This window comes from Streptomyces sp. NPDC101118 (assembly GCF_044759445.1).
GTDB lineage: Bacteria > Actinomycetota > Actinomycetes > Streptomycetales > Streptomycetaceae > Streptomyces.
Genome location: NZ_JBIVZG010000017.1, coordinates 104,761 through 124,026 on the forward strand (window position 1 = coordinate 104,761; position 19,266 = coordinate 124,026).

Consider the following 19,266-nt stretch of genomic DNA (forward strand, 5'->3'; position numbering starts at 1 on the left):
ATGGCGGGGGCCTGGCGGCGCTGGCGCCGCAGCCGTCCCTTCTGGGGCGGCCTGGTCACCGTACTCGCCGGCGCCGAGATCAGCGTCCTGCCGCTGGCCCCGCTGAAGGTGATGCTCCATCAGGGCGTGGCGGGGATCCCGTCCGTCCTGATGGGCCTCCTGATGATCCTCATGGGTCTGACCGCCTGGTTCGCCCCGCACCACCGGAGCCTGGCCGGGATCGTCACCGCGCTCCTCGCCTGCGCCGCGCTGGTCCTGTCGAACCTGGGCGGCTTCCTGATCGGCACCGTCCTCGGGATCGTCGGCGGCGGGCTGACGTTCGCCTGGCGCCCGGTGGCGGGGCCGGCAGGGGGCGCCGCGGCCCGCGCCGTACCGGACGGCGCGCCCGGCGCCGGTCCGGGCGGTGCGCCGGGCTCCCTACCGGAACCGGCGTCCGCGCCCGGTTCCTGAACCGTGCCCGGTCCGACACCCGCGCCCGCCGAAGCCCGCCCGCCGAAGCCCGACCGCCTGAGCCCGACCCCACCCGGCCGATCCCCCAGGCCGCCCGGGCCCCCGCACGCGCCGCCGCCCCGCGGCCGGCCGTACGCGGGCCCGGTCGGACCGGCCGCACCCCACCCCACTCCCGAAGGAGCACCGCCATGACCACCCGCACCCGCACCCGTCCCCGCACCGCACTCGCCCTCGCGGCCGCCGCCGGCCTCGCCCTCGGGGCGGTGGGCCTCACCGGCCCGGCCGCCGCCGCATCCGGACCGGCCCTGGCCGGCTCCACCACCGTCACCCCGGCCGGCCACTCCTTCAAGGCGGCCCTCACCGGCAAGGCCACCCTCAAGGCCGGCTCCGTCACCGTGACCTGCACCGTCTCCACGTCCACCGGCGCGGTGCCGCAGGCACCCGCCAACCACAACGCGGCCGGCCCGGTCTCGTCCACCATCTCCGCGCCGGCCTACGGCTCCTGCACCACCAGCGTGCCCGGCGTCAGCGCCACGGTGACCACCAGCGGCACCTGGGGCGTCTCCATGCAGCACGGCTCCCCGGTCGTCGCCACCATGACCGTGCCCACCGCCGGCCTGGTCGTCCGCACCAGCGGCATCGCCAGCTGCACGGTCACCGCCGCACCCACCGCGGCCGCCGCCGTGCCCGGCACCTGGACCAACGGCGCCCCGTCCGCGCTCGCCTTCTCCGGCGCGAGCGTCCCGGTCAAGGTGGTCGGCGGCTTCGGCTGTCCGACCAGCGCCACCACCTCCACCTTCACCGCCACCTACCTCGTGACGGACACCACCGACCCGTCCCAGCAGATCACCGTCACCGGCTGAGCGAAGCCCGCCGGCTCGCAGACCCGCCGCCCGGCCCCCGACCGGCCCCCCGAGCCCGGTCACGGTCCGGGCGGCGGCATACTGGCTGCCCGTGATCGAGACCCTCGGCCGACTGGCCGCCGTCGGGCCGTACTTCACCGCGGGCCTCGGAGCGCCCCCGGCCGGGTACCGCCCGCTCACCGAGCTGTACGGGACCGCGCTCGACGGATACGTCGCCGAGACCGCCCGCCGCACGGGCACCGCCCGCACCCGGGTCGCCGCCTCCACCGCCCACCTCGGCATCGCCTCGCGCCTGTGGTCCCTCGCCCTGGGCTGCGCCGCCCTCGACGGCCGGGTCCCCGACCTGGCCCCCGACCGCGTGCTCTGGCACCTCCCGGCCGGCGGCTCCCTCACGCTCTGGCTGCCCGATCCCGAGCCCCGCCCCGAGCGGGGGGCCCAGGGCCTGACCGCCTCCGTACTGGAGGGCAACCTCCCCGTGCTGGACGCCCGGCTGCGCACCGGATCCGGGCTCTCCGACCGGATCCTGCGCGGCAATTCGGCCTCCGCCCTGGTCGGTGCCCTCCGCGTGCTCGAGAACCGGGCGCCCGGCACCCCGTACTCCCCGGCCTCCCTCGTCGCGGAACTCCTGGACGGCGACGGCCCGCTCGCGGACGCCGCCCACACCTGGATCCACGAGCCGGGCCTGGGCACGGCCTTCGTGCGCAACAGTTGCTGCCTCTACTACCAGGTCCCCGGAGGCGGACTCTGCGGCGACTGCGTCCTCCGCACCCGCGTCTCCTCCCGTGCCCCGAAGACCTGAGCCGCCGAGGCCCGGCGCGTAGCATCGGAAGGGGGGACAGCCCACCACCCGGAGGAGGTGGCGTCCATGCCCGAGGTCACCGGTGTCGACCACGTCTGCCTGACCGTGAGCGACGTCAAGCGCAGCGCGGAGTTCTACAACCGCCTGCTCGACACGCAGACGGTGATGGACGTGGAGGACGAGTACGGCCCGTTCCTGGCCGTGGCATCGCCCCTGCTGGTCATCGGCTTCCGCACGCACGGGACGACGAACCAGGCGGACGCCTTCGACGCCACCCGCGTCGGACTCGACCACCTGGCCCTCAGGGTCGCCGACCGCGCGGGCCTGGAAGCCTGGGAAGCCCGTCTCGACGAACAGGAGACGGCGCACTCCGGCATCGTCGAGGATCCGTTCGGGTGGCACCTCAACGTGAAGGATCCGGACGGCATCGCCCTGGAGTTCTACCACCCGGCCCCGGAGGACTGAGGACTGATCGGCCCGCGGCGGGCCCCGCCCCGCCGCACTGCCGGCCGCCCCGCCGCACCCCCCGGCCGCGCTACCGCGCCGGGAAGATCGCGCAGGTCGTGGTCGCGTGGGCGTACAGCCTCCCGTCAGCCACGCCCACCACCCGGGCCTCGGCCGTGCCGATCGTGCGGCCCACGTGGACGGCCGTACCGGTGGCGCGCAGCTTGCCGGTGGCGGCGGTGACCGGGCGGATCATGTGCACGTTGAGCTGCGCCGTCGTGTACGCCGTACCCGCGGGCAGCCGCGACAGCACCGCGCAGCCCAGGGCCGAGTCCAGCAGCGTCGCGAGGTAGCCGCCGTGCACGGTGCCCATCGGGTTGTAGAGGTGCTCGCCGGTCTCGCCCTCGAACACCGCGGTGCCCGGTTCGACGGCGATCAGCGCGAAGCCCAGCGTCCGGCCCATCGGCGGCTGTGGCACGCGCCCGTCGACCATCGAACGCAGGAAGTCGAGGCCGCTCGGGCCGGCGCCGCCCGGCCCGCCGCTGTCGTCGCTCATGTCCCGAGCCTAAGCCCTGCGCGGAAGGGCCGCCGTGGTACGGAGCACGCACGTTCCCCTGCCCACCCGGACGCGCCGAGCACCCCGGCGCGGCGCCCGCAACGGCGCGGGGAACGACCGACTCCGCACGGGCCGGACCGCAAGCTTCCGGCCCCCCATACCGGTTTTCGGCATGTTCCGATGGAATTTGCCAGAACTCCCCAACCCGGCGCCGACGTTGAGTAGCGTCTGTGTCGCCGCCCGTACGCGACCGTCCTGCGCACGGCGGCTGGGAGGGGAGCCCGAGTGCCCGGAATCGATGAGTGTCTGCTCGAAGTGATGGCCGTGCCTGGTGCCCGCGGGGCCGCGCTGGTCGACTGGAGCAGCGGTCTCGCACTGGGCACGATAGGCGACTCGCCGGTCGGCGACCACGAAACCACCGCGGCCGAGACCGCGGAACTCGCCCGCGCGGCCGCCGAGTACGAGTCCTTCTCGGCCATCGGCGTACCGCCCCCCGGCCTGTCGGGCCGGCACAGCGCCAGACCGGCGCCGCCCGAACTCCCGCCCGGCCCGCCCGACGGCGAGCCGCCGGTCGAGGACGTGATCGTCACCACCCGCACCGGCTACCACGTGCTCCGCTTCGTCGAGACGAGCTTCGACAGCAGCGTCTTCATCCACCTCTGGCTGGACCGCACCGCGGGCAACCTCGCCCTCGCCCGGATCCGGCTCCGCGACCTCGCCGGGCGGCTGGTGCTGGGATGAGCGCACACGCGGCGGCCACCACGGTGTCCCCGATGCTCCAACGACTCGCCGACGAACGCGCCACCGGCGCCCTGCTCCGCGACCACGGCACCCTCTTCCTGGAAGACGGCCGGATCGTGCACGCCGAGAGCCCCGCCACCCCCGGGATCGATGTCCTGCTGACGGCCGGCGGCCGGCTGCCCCCCGAGGGCTGGCAGGAGGCCGTGGACCGGGCCGGCCCGCGCCGCGAGGTCGGCCGGTTCCTGGTCGAGAGCGGCCGGCTCGGCGACGGCGAGCTCGAGATCTGCCACCTCGGCGCCGTCTTCGACGCGGCGTTCTTCGCCCTCGCCCCCGGCAGCGGGCCCACCCGCTTCCGGCGCGGCGCCACCCACTGGATCGGCTCCGTGCGCTCGGTCTCCGCCGCCGCCGTGGAGCGCGAGACCGTACGCCGCAGGGAACTCCTCGACACCGTCTGGCCCTACCCCGTGCTCGACACCGCCCCCGTGGTGCCCCGGGCCGCCGCGCCGGGACAGACCGTCACCCCTCGCCAGCGCGCCCTGCTGCGCGCGGCCGACGGGGTCCGCACACCGGCGGCCCTCGCCTGGAAGCTGGGCCGCCCCGCCTTCCACACCCTCCTGGAGGTACGCCGGCTCGCCGCCACGGGCCTGGTCGAGACCCCGCAGGACCCCATGCCCCCACCTCCTTCACCCCTCCCCGGATGGGTAACGCAGGTCGCCTCCCCGGACATCGCCCTGCTCCGTCGGCTCCGTGACGCCCTGGAGGCAACCCTGTGACCACCTCTTCGCTCGGCACCACCCGCCGCTCCGCTCCGGGAAGGCCGTCATGAGGCTCCCGATGCGTCAGCGCGCCGAGAGGAGACAGCATGAAAGGAGACAGCTGATGACGGCAGAGCCCGAGGTGCTCGGTGAACTCAGGCGGCTGCGAGCCCGGTTGCCCCAGCTGACCGGCGCCCTCGCGGCCAGCGTCGACGGCCTCGTCCTCGCCCAGGAGACCTCCGCCATCGAGGCCGAGGGCGTGGCGGCGCTCACCGCCGCCGCGCTCGGCGTCGCGCAGCGCCTCACCGACGCCACCGGCCAGGGCGACTTCCGCGAGCTGCTGGTGCGCGGCGCGGACGGGTACGTCGCCACGTACGCCGCAGGCGGCTCCGCCGTGCTGACCCTGCTCGCGGAACCCCGCATCAACGTCGGCCGCCTCCACCTGGAGGCCCGCCGCTCCAGCGCCCGCATAGGCGAGCTGGTCGACAGCGCCCTCACGCGCCGCGACCCCTGACCCCTCCTCCGTACGACACACCAACCAGACGGTGCAGTTCGCCCGACGGGACCCGGAATCCACCGGGACCGCCCCGGGCACGGTCAAGAAAAGGAAGTACGACAGCCATGGCATCCACCGAAGCCGCCCTCAAAGAAGCCACCACCCTCATCGACGGCGCCATCGGCGCCGCGCTCGTCGACTACACCAGCGGCATGGCCCTGGGCATGATCGGCGGGGGCAAGGAACTCGACCTCAACGTCGCCGCGGCGGGCAACACCGACGTGGTCCGCGCCAAGGTCCGCACCATGGAGATGCTGGGCCTCAAGGACGAGATCGAGGACATCCTGATCACGCTCGGCGGCCAGTACCACCTCATCCGCCTGCTCCGGGCCCGCGGCAACGACGGCCTCTTCCTCTACCTGGCGCTGGACAAGCAGCGGGCCAACCTCGCGATGGCCCGCCACCAGCTCCGGAAGATCGAGAACGAGCTGGACGTCTGACCAGGGTCCCGCGGAGACGGGAACACGACACGGCTGCGGGCCCGTGACGGTCACCGTCACGGGCCCGGCGGCCGTCCGGGTCGGGTTCGGGTCCACCGGACCGCCCGAGCCGACGCGGCGCCGGCTCAGCGCGCGCCGAACACCTGCGTCCAGTACGGGCCCCCGCCGGAGTGGATGCCGACGCCGATCTCCTTGAAGGAGCAGTTGAGGATGTTGGCGCGGTGGCCGGAGCTGTTCATCCAGGCGTCCATCACGTCCGCCGCGGTCCGCTGGCCCATCGCGATGTTCTCGCCGTACGTCGACCAGCGGTAGCCCACCGCCGTGACGCGCTCGCCCGGCCCGTCCCCGTCGGGGTTGGTGTGGTCGAAGAAGTTGCGGGCCGCCATGTCGTCCGAGTGGCCCTGCGCGGCCTGCGTCAGCAGCGAGTTCGCCTTCAGCGGGCCGCAGCCCGCCTTGGACCGCTCCGCGTTCACCAGGCTGATCACCTGCTGCGCGGTGCTCCCGCCGGTGCCCGTGCCGCCCGAGCCGCCACCGCCGGTCCGGGTCGGCCGGGGCGCCGGGGCCGTGGTCTTGCGGGTCGGGGCCTTCGTGGGCGTGGGCTTCGCCGTGGTGGGGCTGGGGGAGGGCTTCGCGCTGGGGCTCTTCGACACCGAGGCGCTCGGCGAGGGCGAGGCGGACGGAGAGGCGGAGGCCGACGGGGAGGCGGCGGAGGACAGCGGGCTCGCCGGCAGCGCGGCGGCGCGGGTGGCGTCGACCCGGCCGGCCTCGTCGCCGTCGTGCGGCGCGGCCACGAAGTAGAAGGCGCCGCCGCCGAGCGCCACCACCGCGACACCGGCCGCCACCGCGGTACGGCGCCGTCCGCGGGCCTGCCGGCGGCGGGCCGCCCGGCCCGGGCCCGCGCCCTCGTGGTGGACCGACGACAGCGGACGGGACGCGCCCGCCGGAGTGAGGGACGTCGTGTCCGAGGCGGCCGCGGCGGCGCCGGCGGACCAGCCGACCGCCTCCTGGACCTGCGTGGCCAGCAGCGCCGACGGGGGCACCAGCAGCAGACCGGCGAGCAGCCCCTCGGCGGGCATCAGGCCGTGCCACAGCCCGGCACAGTGCGCGCAGGACCGGGCGTGCCTGGCTATTCGCTTGCGCCACAGCGCCGACGGCCGGCCGTCCCAGACACCCGTCTCGGCGCGGAGCTGCGGGCACAGGGGGTTCGCGCCGAGCGCCCGTACGACCACCCGTGCGGCCTCCAGCTGCGCCTTCATCCGCTGCACCCGTACGGCGGTGTGCTGCGGCGACAGGCCCAGCGCGGCGGCCACCTCCTGGCGGGTGAGCTCGCCCGCGCACTCCAGCCACCAGAGGGAGAGCAGGGCGCTGTCCTCGGGTTCCATCCACCGGGTGGCCTCGGCGGTCTCCCGGCGCTGTCCGGACAGGTTCAGGCGTACGACGGTGAGGTCGACGAAGTCGGCTCCGGGGTCGGCCAGGTGCCGCGCGTCGTCCAGCGGTCCGCTGCCGTACCCGGTCTGCTGCGCGTGCCAGTGGCTGCGGAGCACGTTCATCGCGATGGCCACGAGCCAGGAGCGGAAGCTGTCGGGGGAGCGCAGCGTGCCGAGCCCGTCCAGGGCCTTCAGCATGGTCTCCTGCACCACGTCGTCCACGTCGTGGTGGCCGTTCATGGCACGGCCGACGATGTTGTAGACCAACGGCAGGTAGGCGGCGACCAGCTGGTCCTGCGCCTGCAGGTCACCACTCTGTGCCGCTCTGACCAGATCTGTACCGTGCTGTCCGCTCATGTTCGGAATCACCCTGCCTGTCCCCTGCTGCTGTCGATGCCCAACACCTGGGAGACCGCAGGGCATCCGCCCGATAACGAAAACCGCCGGAACTTTCCCGCCCGGTTTTCCGGGACGGGCGCCCGGCGTCCGAACGGGCGGCCGACACGCTACCCCGGTTTCCGGGCGCCCACAGCCCCGGACCCCTCGTTGCCGAGGGGTCCGGGGGGTCCCGTGGGGGGGATTCGGGGTGTTCTGCCCGCGTGACGTCCGCCACTCGGGCCGGGGCGGGGGCGCCGTACGGCCGCCCCCGCGGGTCAGGCCTTGACCGGCTGCGCCTCGGGCGGAGTGCCGGGGGCGGGTACGGCGGCCTCCGGGGCGGGGCCGTGGCCGTCGTCGAGCAGGGTGGTCTCGTCGAAGGGCAGCCGGCCCGCCAGCACCTCGGCGGCCCGTGCCCGGTCGAACTCCTTCGTCCAGGTGCCGATCAGCACGGTGGCCACCGCGTTGCCCGCGAAGTTCGTCAGGGCCCGTGCCTCGCTCATGAACCGGTCGATGCCCACGATCAGGCCCACGCCGTCCACCAGCTCCGGCCGGTGCGACTGCAGGCCGCCGGCCAGGGTGGCCAGGCCGGCGCCCGTCACGCCCGCGGCGCCCTTCGAGGCGATCACCATGAAGACCAGCAGGGAGACCTGCTCGCCGATCGAGAGCGGGTTGCCCATGGCCTCGGCGACGAACAGCGAGGCCATCGTCAGGTAGATCGCGGTGCCGTCGAGGTTGAAGGAGTACCCCGTGGGCACCGTGATGCCGGTGACCGGCTTGGAGACGCCCAGGTGCTCCATCTTGGCGATCAGCCGCGGCAGCGCCGACTCCGAGGACGAGGTGGAGAGGATCAGCAGGAACTCCCGGCCCAGGTACTTCAGCAGCGCGAACACGCTGATCCCGGTGCACACCCGCAGCAGCGTGCCCAGCACCACGAAGACGAAGAGCAGACAGGTCGTGTAGAAGCCGATCATGATCACGGCGAGGGACTTCAGCGCGTCCGTCCCCGTGGCGCCGACCACGGCGGCGATCGCGCCGAAGGCGCCGACCGGAGCCGCCCACATGATCATCGCCAGCACCCGGAAGACCAGCCGCTGCACGTGTCCGATCCCGCGCAGGACCGGCTCGCCCGCGGTGCCCATGGCCTGGAGCGCGAACCCGCACAGCAGGGCCACCAGCAGGGTCTGCAGCACCTCGCCGCCGGTGAACGCGGAGACCAGGGTGGTCGGAATGATGCCGAGCAGGAACTCGGCGGTGCTCTCCGCGCCGCCGTTCTTCGCCTGCTCCTCGCCGGCGTGCCGCACGGCCTCGGTCAGGTGCAGCCCGCTGCCCGGCTCCAGCAGGTTGCCGACGAGCAGGCCGATGGCCAGCGCCACGGTGGACATGACCATGAAGTAGCCGAGCGCCAGACCGCCGACGGCGCCCACCTTGGCCGCCTTGCGTACCGAGCCCACCCCGAGCACGATCGTGCAGAAGATGATCGGGGAGATCATCATCTTGATCAGGTTCACGAAACCGGTGCCGAGCGGCTTGAGCTCGACGGCCACCCCCGGGGCGGCGAAGCCCACGGCGATGCCGAGCACCACTGCGGCGATCACCGCGAGGTAGAGGTAGTGCGTTCTGTCCCGACGCCGGCTGCTGTCCCGCTCGAGTACGGCCACGAAAGTCTCCTGAAGTCGCGCATCTGTCCCGGACCCGGCCCGCCGCCCACGCGGCTCACGTTCCGGCGGGGGGTCCCGGCGACTATCCACCAGCCCTGTGACCGCGGTCACCCTTGCGTTCATTTCGTTCACCGGCCGGTGCAGACTGACGCGCATGCTCCGCATCCCCCGCCCGCGCAGCCTGGCCGGCCAGCTCTTCGCCGTGCAGGCCGTGCTGATCGCCGTCGTGGTGGCCGGGTGCGCCTTCCTCGCGTACGTCAACGCCCGAGCCCGCGCCGAGGAGTCCGCCGGGCTCCAGGCGCGCGCCGTGGCCCGCTCGGTGGCGGACGCCCCCTCGGTGCGCGACGCCGTGCGCGGCACCGACCCGTCGGGAGCCCTCCAGCCGTACGCCGAGCAGGTCCGCGTCGACTCCGGCGTCGACTTCGTCACGATCATGGACCCGGCCGGGGTGCGCTGGACGCACCGCGACCCCCGCCGGATCGGCGAGCGCTTCCTCGGCAACACCGGGCCCGCACTGCGCGGGCGGACGTTCAGCGAGACGTACACCGGCACGCTCGGCCCCTCCATCCGGGTGGTCACCCCGATCCGCGACGGCGGACGGATCACCGGCCTGGTCGCCGCCGGCATCACGGTGGAGTCGATCGGCGACCGGGTGGCCGGCGAGGTCGCCGCCCTCGCCTGGGTGGCGGCCGGCGCCCTGGTCTTGGGCGGCCTCGGCACGTACGTGATCAACGCCCGGCTGCGCCGTCACACGCACGGCATGAACGCCGCCGAACTCAGCCGGGTGTACGACTACCACCAGGCCACCCTGCACGCGGTCCGCGAGGGCCTGGTGATGCTCGACGGGCAGCGCCGGGTCCTGCTGGTCAACGACGGGGCGCGGGAGCTGCTCGGGGTGCGCGACGCCGACGTGCTGGGGCGCAACGTGGCGGAACTCGGCCTGCCCGCACCGCTGACCGGCGCCCTGCTGGCCGCCGAGCCCCGGCTCGACGAGGTGCACCTGACCGCCGAGCGGGTCCTGGTGGTCAGCACCGCGCCGGTCGCCGGCGGCGGGCGCCGGGGCACCGTGGCCACCCTGCGCGACCACACCGAACTCCAGTCCCTGGCCGGGGAGCTGGACCACGAGCGGGGCTTCACCCAGGCGCTCCGCTCGCAGGCGCACGAGGCCGCGAACCGGCTGCACACGGTGGTCTCCCTGATCGAACTCGGGCGCACCGGGGAGGCGGTGGAGTTCGCCACCGCCGAACTGGAGCTGGCCCAGGCCCTCACCGACCAGGTGGTCGCCGCGGTGGACGAGCCGGTGCTGGCGGCCCTGCTGCTGGGCAAGGCGGCCCAGGCGCACGAGCGGGGCGTGGAGCTGGTGGTGGCCCCCGAGTCGCGGATCGGGGCCCCGGGCGCCCTGCCCGTACGGGACCTGGTGACGGTCCTGGGCAACCTGGTCGACAACGCCGTCGACGCCGTGACCGGCACCCCCGGGGCGCGGGTCACGGTCACGGCCGGCACCGACGCGGAGCCGGGCACCCTGGTGCTGCGGGTGGCGGACAACGGGCCGGGCCTCCCGGCCGGCGCCGAGGTGTTCCGGCGCGGCTGGTCGGAGAAGGGACCCGGCCGCGGCCTGGGCCTCGCCCTGGTCGAGCAGGCCGTGCGCCGCCACGGCGGCACCGTGACCGCCGCGCACACCGCGTCCGGCGGCGCCGAGTTCACCGCCCGGCTGCCCCTCCCCGACGGCGCCGGCCCCCGGACGGGGGCCGGCGGGTGAGCACCGCGGACCCGGTACGGGTGCTGGTGGTCGAGGACGACCCGGTGGCCGCGGACGCCCATGCCCTGTACGTGGGCCGGGTCCCGGGCTTCGAGGTGGCCGGCGTCTGCCACACCGCCGCGGCGGCCCGCCGCGAGCTGGAGCGCACCCGGGCCGACCTGCTCCTGCTGGACCTCTACCTGCCGGACGGGCACGGCCTGCGGCTGGCCCGGGCGGTGCGGGCCGCCGGGCACCCGGTGGACGTGATCGTGGTGACCTCGGCGCGGGACCTCGCGGTGGTGCGGGAGAGCGTCTCGCTGGGCGTCGTGCAGTACGTACTGAAGCCCTTCGCCTTCCCGACGCTGCGGGACCGGCTGCTGCGGTACGCCGAGTTCCGCGCCGCGGCCGGCGAGGCGAGCGGCCAGGACGAGGTGGACCGGGCCCTGTCCGCCCTCCGCGCCCCGCAGCCCGCCGCGCTGCCCAAGGGGCTCAGCGCCCCCACCCTCGACCGGGTCACCTCGATCCTGCGGGACTCCGACGAGGGCCTGACCGCCGCGGCCCTCGCCGGGACCGCCGGCATCTCCCGGATCACCGCCCGCCGCTACCTGGAGTACCTGGTCGACTCCGGGCGGGCCGGCCGCAGCCCCCAGTACGGCCAGGTGGGCCGTCCGGAACTGCACTACCGCTGGCTGCCCGAGTCCCGCTGAACCGGTGTGCGGTTCCGGCGGCCCGCCCCTCCGCAGCGCCGTTTTCGCGGGCCGCCGCGCCGGGTGCGGCCGCCCGCCCCGCCGGGACCCCGAAGCCCGCCCCCACGGGCCCGGCGGCGCCCCGGCCGCCCGGCCTCCCGTGTGACGGCGTCGGGCAGGGGTAGCGTTGGCAGTAGCAACCCGACAGCGCCGGATGGGGGTGACAGTCGTGCCGACGTCGAGCGAGGACGTCTTCGGTGCGCCGTGCTGGGTCAGCCTCACCGCGCGTGACCTGGAGGCGGCCCAGCACTTCTACGGAGCGGTCCTGGGGTGGCACTTCCGCCCAGGCCGGCTCGGGGACGCCTTCAGCGTGGCCTTCGTGAACGGAGCGCCCGTCGCGGGCATCGGGGCGCTCGCCGAGAGCTTCGCGGTATCGGTGGCCTGGATCCCGTACTTCGCCGTGGCCGACGCGGACGCGACGGCCGCAAAGATTCGCGAGCGCAGCGCCACCGTCGCCGTGGGCCCGCTCTCGTTCGGCCTGGGCCGTGCGGCCCTCGCCGCCGACCGGGACGGCGCGATCTTCGGCATCTGGCAGGGCCGGGTGATCAGGGACTGGGCGGTCGGCCGCAGCCGCGCCCCCGCCTGCCTGGAGCTCTACACGCGGGACGCGTTCGCCGCGGCGATCTTCTACGCCGAGGTCCTCGACTGGGCCAGCGGCCGCGAGGGCTGCTGCGAGGTCTCGTACGAGAGTGACCACGTGGTCCTGCGCCACGGGACCGGGGCGGTGGCCCGGATCCGCGGCGGCGCCGTCGACGAGGCGCCTGACCCGCAGGTCAGGCCGCGCTGGCACGTGCACTTCCGGGTGCCCGACCTGTCCCGGGCCATCGACACCGCCACGCTCCTCGGGGGCACCGCGGTCACGCCCGTACGCGCCGACGGCACGCACAACTGGATCACCCTGCGGGACCCCGAGGGCGCCCTGTTCACGGTCACCGCCCCGCTCCCCGCCGACCTGGCCGAGGCGCCGGTCGCGGCCGCGGGGGCCGGCAGCCCGGCCGGGCCCCTGGACTGACGCGGGCGGGGGCTCCGCCCGCCCCGCCCGCCCTGCGCCCCGCCCCTGCGTCCGCGGCGCGCCCCTGCCGCCGCGTGGTTTAATAAATGCACGTGCATTTATTAAATCGGAGGGACGGGCATGGCCGGACGGCCCAGGGGCGTGGACGACGCGGTGATCCTGCGCGCCGCGGTGGACGTGATGGGCCGGGTCGGCCCGGCGAAGCTGACGCTGGCCCTCGTGGCCCGCGAGGTGGGGCTCGTACCCGGCACGCTCGTGCAGCGCTTCGGCTCCAAGCGCGGCCTGCTGCTCGCCCTCGCCGCGCACTCCGCCGCGGACACCGAACAGCTCGCCGCAGATCTGCGGGCCGCCCACGACTCGCCCCTGGACGTCCTGGCGGCGTTCCTGGCGGCCCTGCACGCCCCGATGACCACTCCGGAGGCGTACGCCCACCACCTGGCCTTCCTCTGCGCCGACCTCGCGGACGACGAGTTCCGCGCCCGGGCGCTCGCCGCGGAGCAGGACCACGCCGCCCGCGTCACGGGACTGCTCGCCGAGGCGGCGGACGCCGGTCTGCTCCGCCCCGGCACGGACCCGGCCGCCCTCGCCGCCACCGTCCGGGCGGCCACCACCGGCTGCGGGGTGCTGTGGGCCGTCGACCGGCGCGGCACCCTCCTCGACCGGCTGCGCACCACGCTCGACGCCGTACTCGCCCCCCACCTCGCCCACCCCCAGGAGGACGCATGACCAGCTCCCGTACGCACGCCGCCCGCCCCGACGCGCCTGCCGCACCCGCCCGGGAGCGCGCCTTCCGCGGCCTGGTGTTCATCGCCACCAGCCTCGACGGCTTCATAGCCCGCCCGGACGGCGACATCGAGTGGCTCACCGGCCGCGGCGAACAGGCCGGCAGCAGCGCCGACGTGGGCTACGACGCCTTCTTCGCCGGAATCGACACCCTCGTCATGGGCCGTGGCACCTACGAGAAGGTGCTCACCTTCGGCTTCTGGCCCTACGAGGGCAAGCGCGTCGCCGTCCTGAGCGGCACCCTGGTCACCGAGGACCCGAACGTCACCGTCCACCGCACCCTCGACGCCCTGCTCGACGCGCTGGCCGCCGACGGCGCCCGCAACGTGTACGTGGACGGCGGCCGGGTCATCCAGACCTTCCTGCGGGAGGGGCTCGTGGACGAGCTGTGCCTCACCACCGTGCCCGTGCTGCTCGGCGAGGGCCTTCCCCTGTTCGGCGCCACCGGCCGCGACATCGACCTGGTCCACCGGGAGAGCCGGGTGCTCGGTGCCGGCTTCGTCCAGCACACCTACGCCATCGGGCTCCCGGGCCAGGGCTGATCGCGCCACTTCCCGGCCCGTCGGGGTGGCGTTCGCGCCCAAGATCCAGATGCTGGGCACATGGAGTTCCCCGTGCGCCCGCTCCGGGCCCAGACCGTTCCCGACCTGCCCGGCGGCCCGGGATGGTGGTACGAGCCGGAGTTCGACGGCCAGCGCACCCTGCTCTTCCGGGAGGAGGGCGCGGTACGGCTGCACACCGGCACCGGCCGGACCGTCACCGCCCTCTGGCCCGACCTGGTGCACGCCGCCACCCGGCTGCCGCCCGGCACCGTCGTCGACGGGGTGGCGGTCATCTGGCGCGACGGCTGCCTGGACCCGGCCGCCGTGCACGCGCGGGCCGGGGCCAGTCCCGTCCGGGCCCGCGAGCTGGCCGGGACGCTGCCCGCCTCGTACGCCGTCTTCGACCTGCTCGCCCACCCCGTCCACGGCGACGTGCGGGCCCTGGGCTACGCCGAGCGCCGGGGGCTGCTGCTGGACGTCCTCGGCGAGCCGGTGCCCCCGGTCCAGCCGGTGCCCGCCACGGACGACCACGAGACCGCGCTCATCTGGTACGAGGCGCTGCGCGACCAGGGCATCGAGGGCGTCATCGCCAAGCCCGAGGACTCTCCGTACCGGCCGGGCGCGGCGGACTGGCGGTGCCTGCGGCACTCCGAGAGCGCCGAGCTGCCGGTGGTGGGCTACACCGGGGCGGCCTCGCTGCCCAAGGCGCTGGCCGTGGAGCTGCCCGACGGGCGGCGGGTGCTGACCGAGCCGCTCGGCGCCGGGCCGGCGGCCCAGGCCGCGCCGTTCCTGACCGCAGCGGGTGCCAGGGAGCGGGACCGGACCGGGGACGGTGAGGCGTACGCCGGGACCGCCCCCGGGCTGGTTGCGCTGGCCCGCACCGGCACGGCGGTGCATGCGGCGGTGCGTGTGGTGGCCGTCCGCCGGGTGTTCGGGTCCGAGGGGTCCGGGGGCGGTGGCGGGGGAGCGGCGTAATCTGGAAGTGGACTCGGGGGCCGTTCGTCCCGCCGGGAGGCGGTAGGCCATGGCTGGAATCCTGCAGAGGAACTTCGACTCCCCCGACGAGACCCGCCCGTTCCCGGAGAACAGCGGCAGGCTCGACGTCATCAACACCGACAAGGGAGCGGTCGGACGCGCGGTCTTCGAACCGGGCTGGCAGTGGTCGAAGCACATCAAGCCCCTTGCGGGGACGGAGAGTTGCCAGGCCGCGCACACCGGGTACGTCGTGAGCGGACGCATGAAGGTCGTCATGGACGACGGCGACTCCACGGAGTACGGCGCCGGCGACTTCATGGTCGTCGAGCCGGGCCACGACGCCTGGGTCCTGGGCGACGAGGCCTGCGTCGCCGTCGACTGGACCGGCTTCGGCGAGTACGCCAAGTCCTCCTGAGCCCGTCCGCCGGGTCTTCGGGAGCGGGCCCGCCTGCCGCAACACGACGGTCCCGGACGGCCGTGTGGCCGTCCGGGACCGTTGGTGCGATGTGGTGCCGCCGGGGACCTAGAAGGTCAGGTTCCAGGCGTCGATCTTGCCGACGTCCTGGCTGGCGACGTCCTGCACGCGCAGCTTCCACGTGCCGTTGGCCGCCTCGGACGAGGCGTTGACCGTGTAGGTCTTCAGCACGTTGTCGGTGCCGTCGTTGTTGGCGAAGTCCTCCAGCAGGTAGACCGAGCCGTCCGGGGCCACCAGCGAGATCACCAGGTCACCGCGGTAGGTGTGCTTGACGTCCACGCCGACCTTGAGCGTGGCCGGGGCGTTGCCCGTCACGCCGGAGACCGTGAGGGGGCTCTCCACGGTCGCGTTGTCGTTGACGGTGACGTCGGTGGTGGTCTCGAAGAACTTGCCGGGCGGCGGGGTCGCGCCGACGGCCTTCAGGGCGTCGGTCTGGCCCTCGCCGAAGAAGCCGTTCTTCGCGGTGGTGCCGGTGCAGCGGCTGTCGGAGGGGCAGGCCGTGTCGTTGGCCTGGGTCGCCAGCGCGTTGCGCAGGTCCGCGGGGGTGTACGTCGGGTTGACGCTCGCGAGCAGCGCCGCGACGCCCGCGACGTGCGGCGAGGCCATCGACGTGCCGTTCTTGCTGCCGTACTTGCCGCCCGGCAGGGTCGAGTACACGCCGGACGAGCCGTCGCCGCCCGGGGCCGCGATGTCGATGACGTCACGGCCGAAGTTGGAGTACGAGGCCTTGACGTTGCCCTGGCCCATCGCCGCGACCGTCACGACGCCCGGCAGCTCGGTCGGGATGTCGAGGCAGGCGTTGGTGATGGTGCGGGTCACCGGCGTCGAGTCGTTCGGGCTCTCGGTGTCCGTGGTCTTGTTGGCCAGGTCGATGTTCGAGTTGCCGGCCGCGGCGACCTGGAGCGAACCCTTGCCCTCGGCGTAGGCCTGGGCGCGCCTGACGCCCTCGATGATGGCCGCCTGGTCCAGGTTGTCCGGGCAGTTGAACTGCCACGGGTCGGTGTAGTAGCTGTTGTTGGTGACCTTGAAGCCGTGGTCGCCCGCCCACATGAAGCCGCAGATGGTGTTCTCGGCGAAGAAGAGGGTCGAGCCCGGCTCCGCGATGCGCACCGAGGAGATCTTCACGCCCGGCGCGACGCCGATGACGCCCTTGCCGTTCTTGGCGGCGGCGATGGTGCCGGCGACGTGGGTGCCGTGGGTGTCCACGTCACGCCAGGCGCCGGTCCGGGCGTCGGCCTTGCCGTAGGCGCAGGAGGCCGAGTCCGCCGCGTTGAAGTTGGGCGCGATGTCCTGGTGCAGGTCGTCCACGCCGGTGTCGAGCACGCCGACCTTGACCGTGGCGGAGCCGGTGGTCACGGCCCAGGCCTGGTCGGCCTTGATCTGGGTCATGTCCCAGCGGTTCGACTCCGTCAGCGTGGTCGGCGTCTGGGAGGGCGCGGTCGGGATGGCCGGGTTGTACGCGTCGGCCGGGACGTCAGAGGTACGGGTCGCACCCACCTGCTGGACGCCGGAGACCGAGCGCATGGCCGAGGCGAACGCCGACGAGGTCGAGTGCGCCACGATGACGCCGATGGCGTCGTAGGAGGCGAAGACCGAACCGCCGTTGTTGGCGACGGCGGTCCGGACGGCCGTGGTGTCACCCGGCGTCGTGACGACCAGGTAGGCACGGGTGCCCGCGGCCCAGCCGGCGACGGCCGCCTTCGCTGCGGTGCGGGCGGAAGAGGTGGGCGTTGCCTGTGCGCGCGGAGTGTCCGACGTGGGTGCTGCGTTGGCGATCCCCGAGGGGGTCACGAACACGGCGGCGGCACTGAGCGCGGCGACCGCGACCGCGGTGCGGCGCAGTCGTCGGGATATGTGGGGAGTCAATGCGTCCTCCGAGGGCCCGATGGGGCTGGTGGCGCCATCGGGCCAGGTGAATAAAGGGGTGGACGCAAGATGTCACGTACATGCCCAGTAAGGGAAGAGCCTTGTTTTCCCGCCGCGTTCAGGCCAAAGTTGATCGATTACGAGGCCCCGCGCCGCCGGTCCTCCCGCCACCGCCCCGGAGCCCCCTGGGACGGCGGGCCGCCGCCCGGTCGGACGGCGGGCTCCAGCAGTCGTTCGCGCAGGCGCCCGAGCAGTTCCTCGTCCACGCCCAGGTGGCCGGTGGCGTACGCGTGGACCGAGCCGTACGTCGCCGCCAGGTCGGCCAGGAACAGCCGGATCACCTGCTCCGGTGCCCGCCCGTAGCCCGGCCAGCGCATCTCCCGGTCCGGGTTGGCGGCGTGCCAGTCGGCCAGCAGCCGCTCCGTGGCCAGTTCGGTGAGCGCGAAGTCGGCCGCCACCGTGTCCTCGTCGACGCCGAGCAGGATCAGCACCAGCGCCGCCAGCAGGCCGGTGCGGTCCTTCCCGGACGCGCAGTGGAACACCTGCGCGTCCTCGCCCTCCGCGATGACCTCCAGCGCGTCGCGCAGCTCGGCCGCACCGTCCAGGGCCACCTCGGCGTACCGGTCGGCCAGGTAACGCCACGGGTCCAGCTCGGGGTCGATCTGCGCCTGGTCGTACGGCCGGTGCTCGATGCTCAGGTTCACGTACGCAAGGTCCTCGGCCTCCGGCACCCGGCCGCAGGACGCGATCTCCCAGGGGTAGCGCAGGTCGATCACGGTACGGATGCCCAGCTCGCGGAACCGCTCCCAGTCCGCGCCGGCCAGCTTGCCGAGGGAGTCGGCCCGGTACAGCCGCCCCCAGCGGACGGTCCGCCCCTCTGCGGTGCGGTAGCCGCCCAAGTCGCGGAAGTTGTGCAGCCGTTCGAACTCCAGGTGTCTCGTCACGGGCCACACCCTAAGCACTGAATACGATCTTCCGCCCGACCGCGACGCACCCCACGTGGCGGGGCGGCAGCGGGACGAGGTGGTGCCGGCCGCCATGGCGCGGCCCGGGAGTGTGGGCCCCGCGCACATGGAGGGTCCCCGGAGCCGCGCCTAGATTCCCGGTCATGACGAACGCACCGCACTCCGCGCCCCCGCCGCTGTCCGGCCGCACCGCGCTGGTCACCGGAGGGGGCGGCGGCATCGGCCGGGCCTGCGCCCACGCGCTCGCGGCCGCCGGCGCCGCCGTCCACGTGACCGACCTCGACGCCGACGCGGCCAAGGCGGTCGCCGCCGCCGTCGGCGGCACCGCGCACGTGGCCGACCTGGCCGACCCCGCCGCCGTCGACGGCCTCCCGGCGGCGGTCGACGTGCTGGTCAACAACGCGGGCCTGCAGCACGTCGCGCCGCTGCACACCTTCCCGCCCGAGCGCTTCGCCCGCATCCAGCAGGTCATGGTGACCGCACCGTTCCTGCTGATGCGCCACACCCTGCCGCACATGTACGCGCGTGGCTGGGGCCGCGTGGTGAACATCTCCAGCGTCCACGGGCTGCGCGCCAGCGCGTACAAGTCGGCGTACGTCGCCGCCAAGCACGCACTCGAAGGACTGAGCAAGGTCCTCGCCGTCGAGGCCGCGCCGCACGGCGTGACCAGCAACTGCGTCAGCCCCGGCTACGTCCGCACCCCGCTCGTCGAAGGCCAGCTGCGCGACCAGGCCGCCGCCCACGGGCTGCCCGCCGAGGAGGTGCTCGCGGAGGTGCTGCTGGCCCGCTCCCCGATGAAGCGGCTCATCGAGCCGGAGGAGGTGGCCGCCGCCGTCCTCTGGCTCTGCGGCCCCCACACCGGCCACGTCAACGGCACCTCCCTCGCCCTGGACGGCGGCTGGACGGCCACCTGACCGGCCTGCCCGGTCCGAGGGACGCGGGCTAGGCCGTCTCTTTCGGATCTTGCCGGTTAAGCCCGCGTCGTCCGGTGCCGTGCATCGCAAGGCGGAGAGGCGCCCGTGTACTGGACGTACTTGGGCGCCTCGACAACGCGGCGAGGCGCGGTGCCGGGCGGCGCGGGTCAGGCATGATCCGGA

The 19,266-nt window shown here is 74.3% G+C and carries 21 protein-coding genes; 16 read left to right on the forward strand and 5 right to left on the reverse strand.

Annotation, left to right across the window (positions count from 1 at the left end; all coding sequences use genetic code 11):
- The 4 genes from ACIQUQ_RS25295 (at position 1) to ACIQUQ_RS25310 (ending at position 2,577) form a co-directional block, all read left to right on the forward strand.
- Positions 1 to 450, forward strand: a complete 450-nt coding sequence (locus tag ACIQUQ_RS25295; protein WP_403979902.1) for a DUF6114 domain-containing protein — start codon at positions 1 to 3, stop codon at positions 448 to 450.
- A gap of 188 nt (positions 451 to 638) precedes the next feature.
- Positions 639 to 1,313, forward strand: a complete 675-nt coding sequence (locus ACIQUQ_RS25300; protein WP_403979905.1) for a hypothetical protein — start codon at positions 639 to 641, stop codon at positions 1,311 to 1,313.
- 91 nt (positions 1,314 to 1,404) lie between these two features.
- On the forward strand, positions 1,405 to 2,112 hold the full coding sequence (locus tag ACIQUQ_RS25305) for a (2Fe-2S)-binding protein (protein WP_403979907.1): 708 nt from the start codon (positions 1,405 to 1,407) through the stop codon (positions 2,110 to 2,112).
- A 66-nt stretch (positions 2,113 to 2,178) separates the two neighbouring features.
- Positions 2,179 to 2,577: a VOC family protein gene (locus ACIQUQ_RS25310; protein WP_403979909.1), complete on the forward strand. Its 399-nt coding sequence runs from the start codon at positions 2,179 to 2,181 to the stop codon at positions 2,575 to 2,577.
- Positions 2,578 to 2,647: 70 nt separating this feature from the next.
- Here the strand turns inward: ACIQUQ_RS25310 and ACIQUQ_RS25315 are convergent, their stop codons facing one another.
- Positions 2,648 to 3,112: a PaaI family thioesterase gene (locus ACIQUQ_RS25315; protein ID WP_403979911.1), complete on the reverse strand. Its 465-nt coding sequence runs from the start codon at positions 3,110 to 3,112 to the stop codon at positions 2,648 to 2,650.
- A gap of 285 nt (positions 3,113 to 3,397) precedes the next feature.
- Between ACIQUQ_RS25315 and ACIQUQ_RS25320 the strand changes: the two genes are divergently transcribed.
- The 4 genes from ACIQUQ_RS25320 (at position 3,398) to ACIQUQ_RS25335 (ending at position 5,604) form a co-directional block, all read left to right on the forward strand.
- On the forward strand, positions 3,398 to 3,853 hold the full coding sequence (locus ACIQUQ_RS25320; RefSeq protein WP_403979913.1) for a hypothetical protein: 456 nt from the start codon (positions 3,398 to 3,400) through the stop codon (positions 3,851 to 3,853).
- Positions 3,850 to 4,626 carry a transcriptional regulator gene (locus tag ACIQUQ_RS25325; protein WP_403979915.1) on the forward strand — a complete coding sequence of 259 codons (777 nt, stop codon included), beginning with the start codon at positions 3,850 to 3,852 and terminating at the stop codon, positions 4,624 to 4,626. The genes ACIQUQ_RS25320 and ACIQUQ_RS25325 overlap by 4 nt, the downstream gene beginning before the upstream one ends.
- A 106-nt stretch (positions 4,627 to 4,732) precedes the next feature.
- The gene (locus tag ACIQUQ_RS25330) at positions 4,733 to 5,122 is read left to right on the forward strand and encodes a roadblock/LC7 domain-containing protein (RefSeq protein WP_403672540.1); all 390 of its coding nucleotides are present in this window, start codon (positions 4,733 to 4,735) and stop codon (positions 5,120 to 5,122) included.
- Positions 5,123 to 5,229: 107 nt separating this feature from the next.
- The gene (locus ACIQUQ_RS25335) at positions 5,230 to 5,604 is read left to right on the forward strand and encodes a hypothetical protein (protein ID WP_403672543.1); all 375 of its coding nucleotides are present in this window, start codon (positions 5,230 to 5,232) and stop codon (positions 5,602 to 5,604) included.
- Between the two features lie 125 nt (positions 5,605 to 5,729).
- Here the strand turns inward: ACIQUQ_RS25335 and ACIQUQ_RS25340 are convergent, their stop codons facing one another.
- Both ACIQUQ_RS25340 and ACIQUQ_RS25345 read right to left on the reverse strand, forming a co-directional pair.
- Positions 5,730 to 7,388 carry a sigma-70 family RNA polymerase sigma factor gene (locus ACIQUQ_RS25340; RefSeq protein WP_403979917.1) on the reverse strand — a complete coding sequence of 553 codons (1,659 nt, stop codon included), beginning with the start codon at positions 7,386 to 7,388 and terminating at the stop codon, positions 5,730 to 5,732.
- 296 nt (positions 7,389 to 7,684) lie between these two features.
- Entirely contained in the window at positions 7,685 to 9,067 is a 1,383-nt protein-coding gene (locus ACIQUQ_RS25345; RefSeq protein WP_403979919.1) for a cation:dicarboxylate symporter family transporter, read from the reverse strand.
- 154 nt (positions 9,068 to 9,221) lie between these two features.
- Between ACIQUQ_RS25345 and ACIQUQ_RS25350 the strand changes: the two genes are divergently transcribed.
- The 7 genes from ACIQUQ_RS25350 (at position 9,222) to ACIQUQ_RS25380 (ending at position 15,278) form a co-directional block, all read left to right on the forward strand.
- Positions 9,222 to 10,826, forward strand: a complete 1,605-nt coding sequence (locus ACIQUQ_RS25350; RefSeq protein WP_403979921.1) for an ATP-binding protein — start codon at positions 9,222 to 9,224, stop codon at positions 10,824 to 10,826.
- Positions 10,823 to 11,512 carry a response regulator gene (locus ACIQUQ_RS25355; protein ID WP_403979923.1) on the forward strand — a complete coding sequence of 230 codons (690 nt, stop codon included), beginning with the start codon at positions 10,823 to 10,825 and terminating at the stop codon, positions 11,510 to 11,512. Before ACIQUQ_RS25350 ends, ACIQUQ_RS25355 begins: the two co-directional genes overlap by 4 nt.
- A 193-nt stretch (positions 11,513 to 11,705) precedes the next feature.
- Positions 11,706 to 12,563 carry a VOC family protein gene (locus ACIQUQ_RS25360; protein WP_403979926.1) on the forward strand — a complete coding sequence of 286 codons (858 nt, stop codon included), beginning with the start codon at positions 11,706 to 11,708 and terminating at the stop codon, positions 12,561 to 12,563.
- Between the two features lie 120 nt (positions 12,564 to 12,683).
- A complete protein-coding gene (locus tag ACIQUQ_RS25365) occupies positions 12,684 to 13,289 on the forward strand; it encodes a helix-turn-helix domain-containing protein (RefSeq protein ID WP_403979928.1) in 606 nt (201 codons plus the stop codon).
- Positions 13,286 to 13,888: a dihydrofolate reductase family protein gene (locus ACIQUQ_RS25370; protein WP_403979931.1), complete on the forward strand. Its 603-nt coding sequence runs from the start codon at positions 13,286 to 13,288 to the stop codon at positions 13,886 to 13,888. The genes ACIQUQ_RS25365 and ACIQUQ_RS25370 overlap by 4 nt, the downstream gene beginning before the upstream one ends.
- Positions 13,889 to 13,948: 60 nt before the next feature.
- Positions 13,949 to 14,863, forward strand: coding sequence for a hypothetical protein (locus tag ACIQUQ_RS25375; RefSeq protein ID WP_403979933.1), 915 nt, complete (start codon positions 13,949 to 13,951; stop codon positions 14,861 to 14,863).
- 49 nt (positions 14,864 to 14,912) lie between these two features.
- Positions 14,913 to 15,278 carry a cupin domain-containing protein gene (locus ACIQUQ_RS25380; protein ID WP_403979936.1) on the forward strand — a complete coding sequence of 122 codons (366 nt, stop codon included), beginning with the start codon at positions 14,913 to 14,915 and terminating at the stop codon, positions 15,276 to 15,278.
- A 108-nt stretch (positions 15,279 to 15,386) separates the two neighbouring features.
- Here the strand turns inward: ACIQUQ_RS25380 and ACIQUQ_RS25385 are convergent, their stop codons facing one another.
- Both ACIQUQ_RS25385 and ACIQUQ_RS25390 read right to left on the reverse strand, forming a co-directional pair.
- Entirely contained in the window at positions 15,387 to 17,204 is a 1,818-nt protein-coding gene (locus ACIQUQ_RS25385; protein ID WP_403979938.1) for a S8 family peptidase, read from the reverse strand.
- Between the two features lie 137 nt (positions 17,205 to 17,341).
- Entirely contained in the window at positions 17,342 to 18,148 is an 807-nt protein-coding gene (locus ACIQUQ_RS25390; protein ID WP_403979941.1) for a tyrosine-protein phosphatase, read from the reverse strand.
- 164 nt (positions 18,149 to 18,312) lie between these two features.
- Between ACIQUQ_RS25390 and ACIQUQ_RS25395 the strand changes: the two genes are divergently transcribed.
- Positions 18,313 to 19,083, forward strand: coding sequence for a 3-hydroxybutyrate dehydrogenase (locus tag ACIQUQ_RS25395; RefSeq protein ID WP_403979944.1), 771 nt, complete (start codon positions 18,313 to 18,315; stop codon positions 19,081 to 19,083).
- The last annotated feature ends 183 nt before the right edge of the window (positions 19,084 to 19,266 follow it).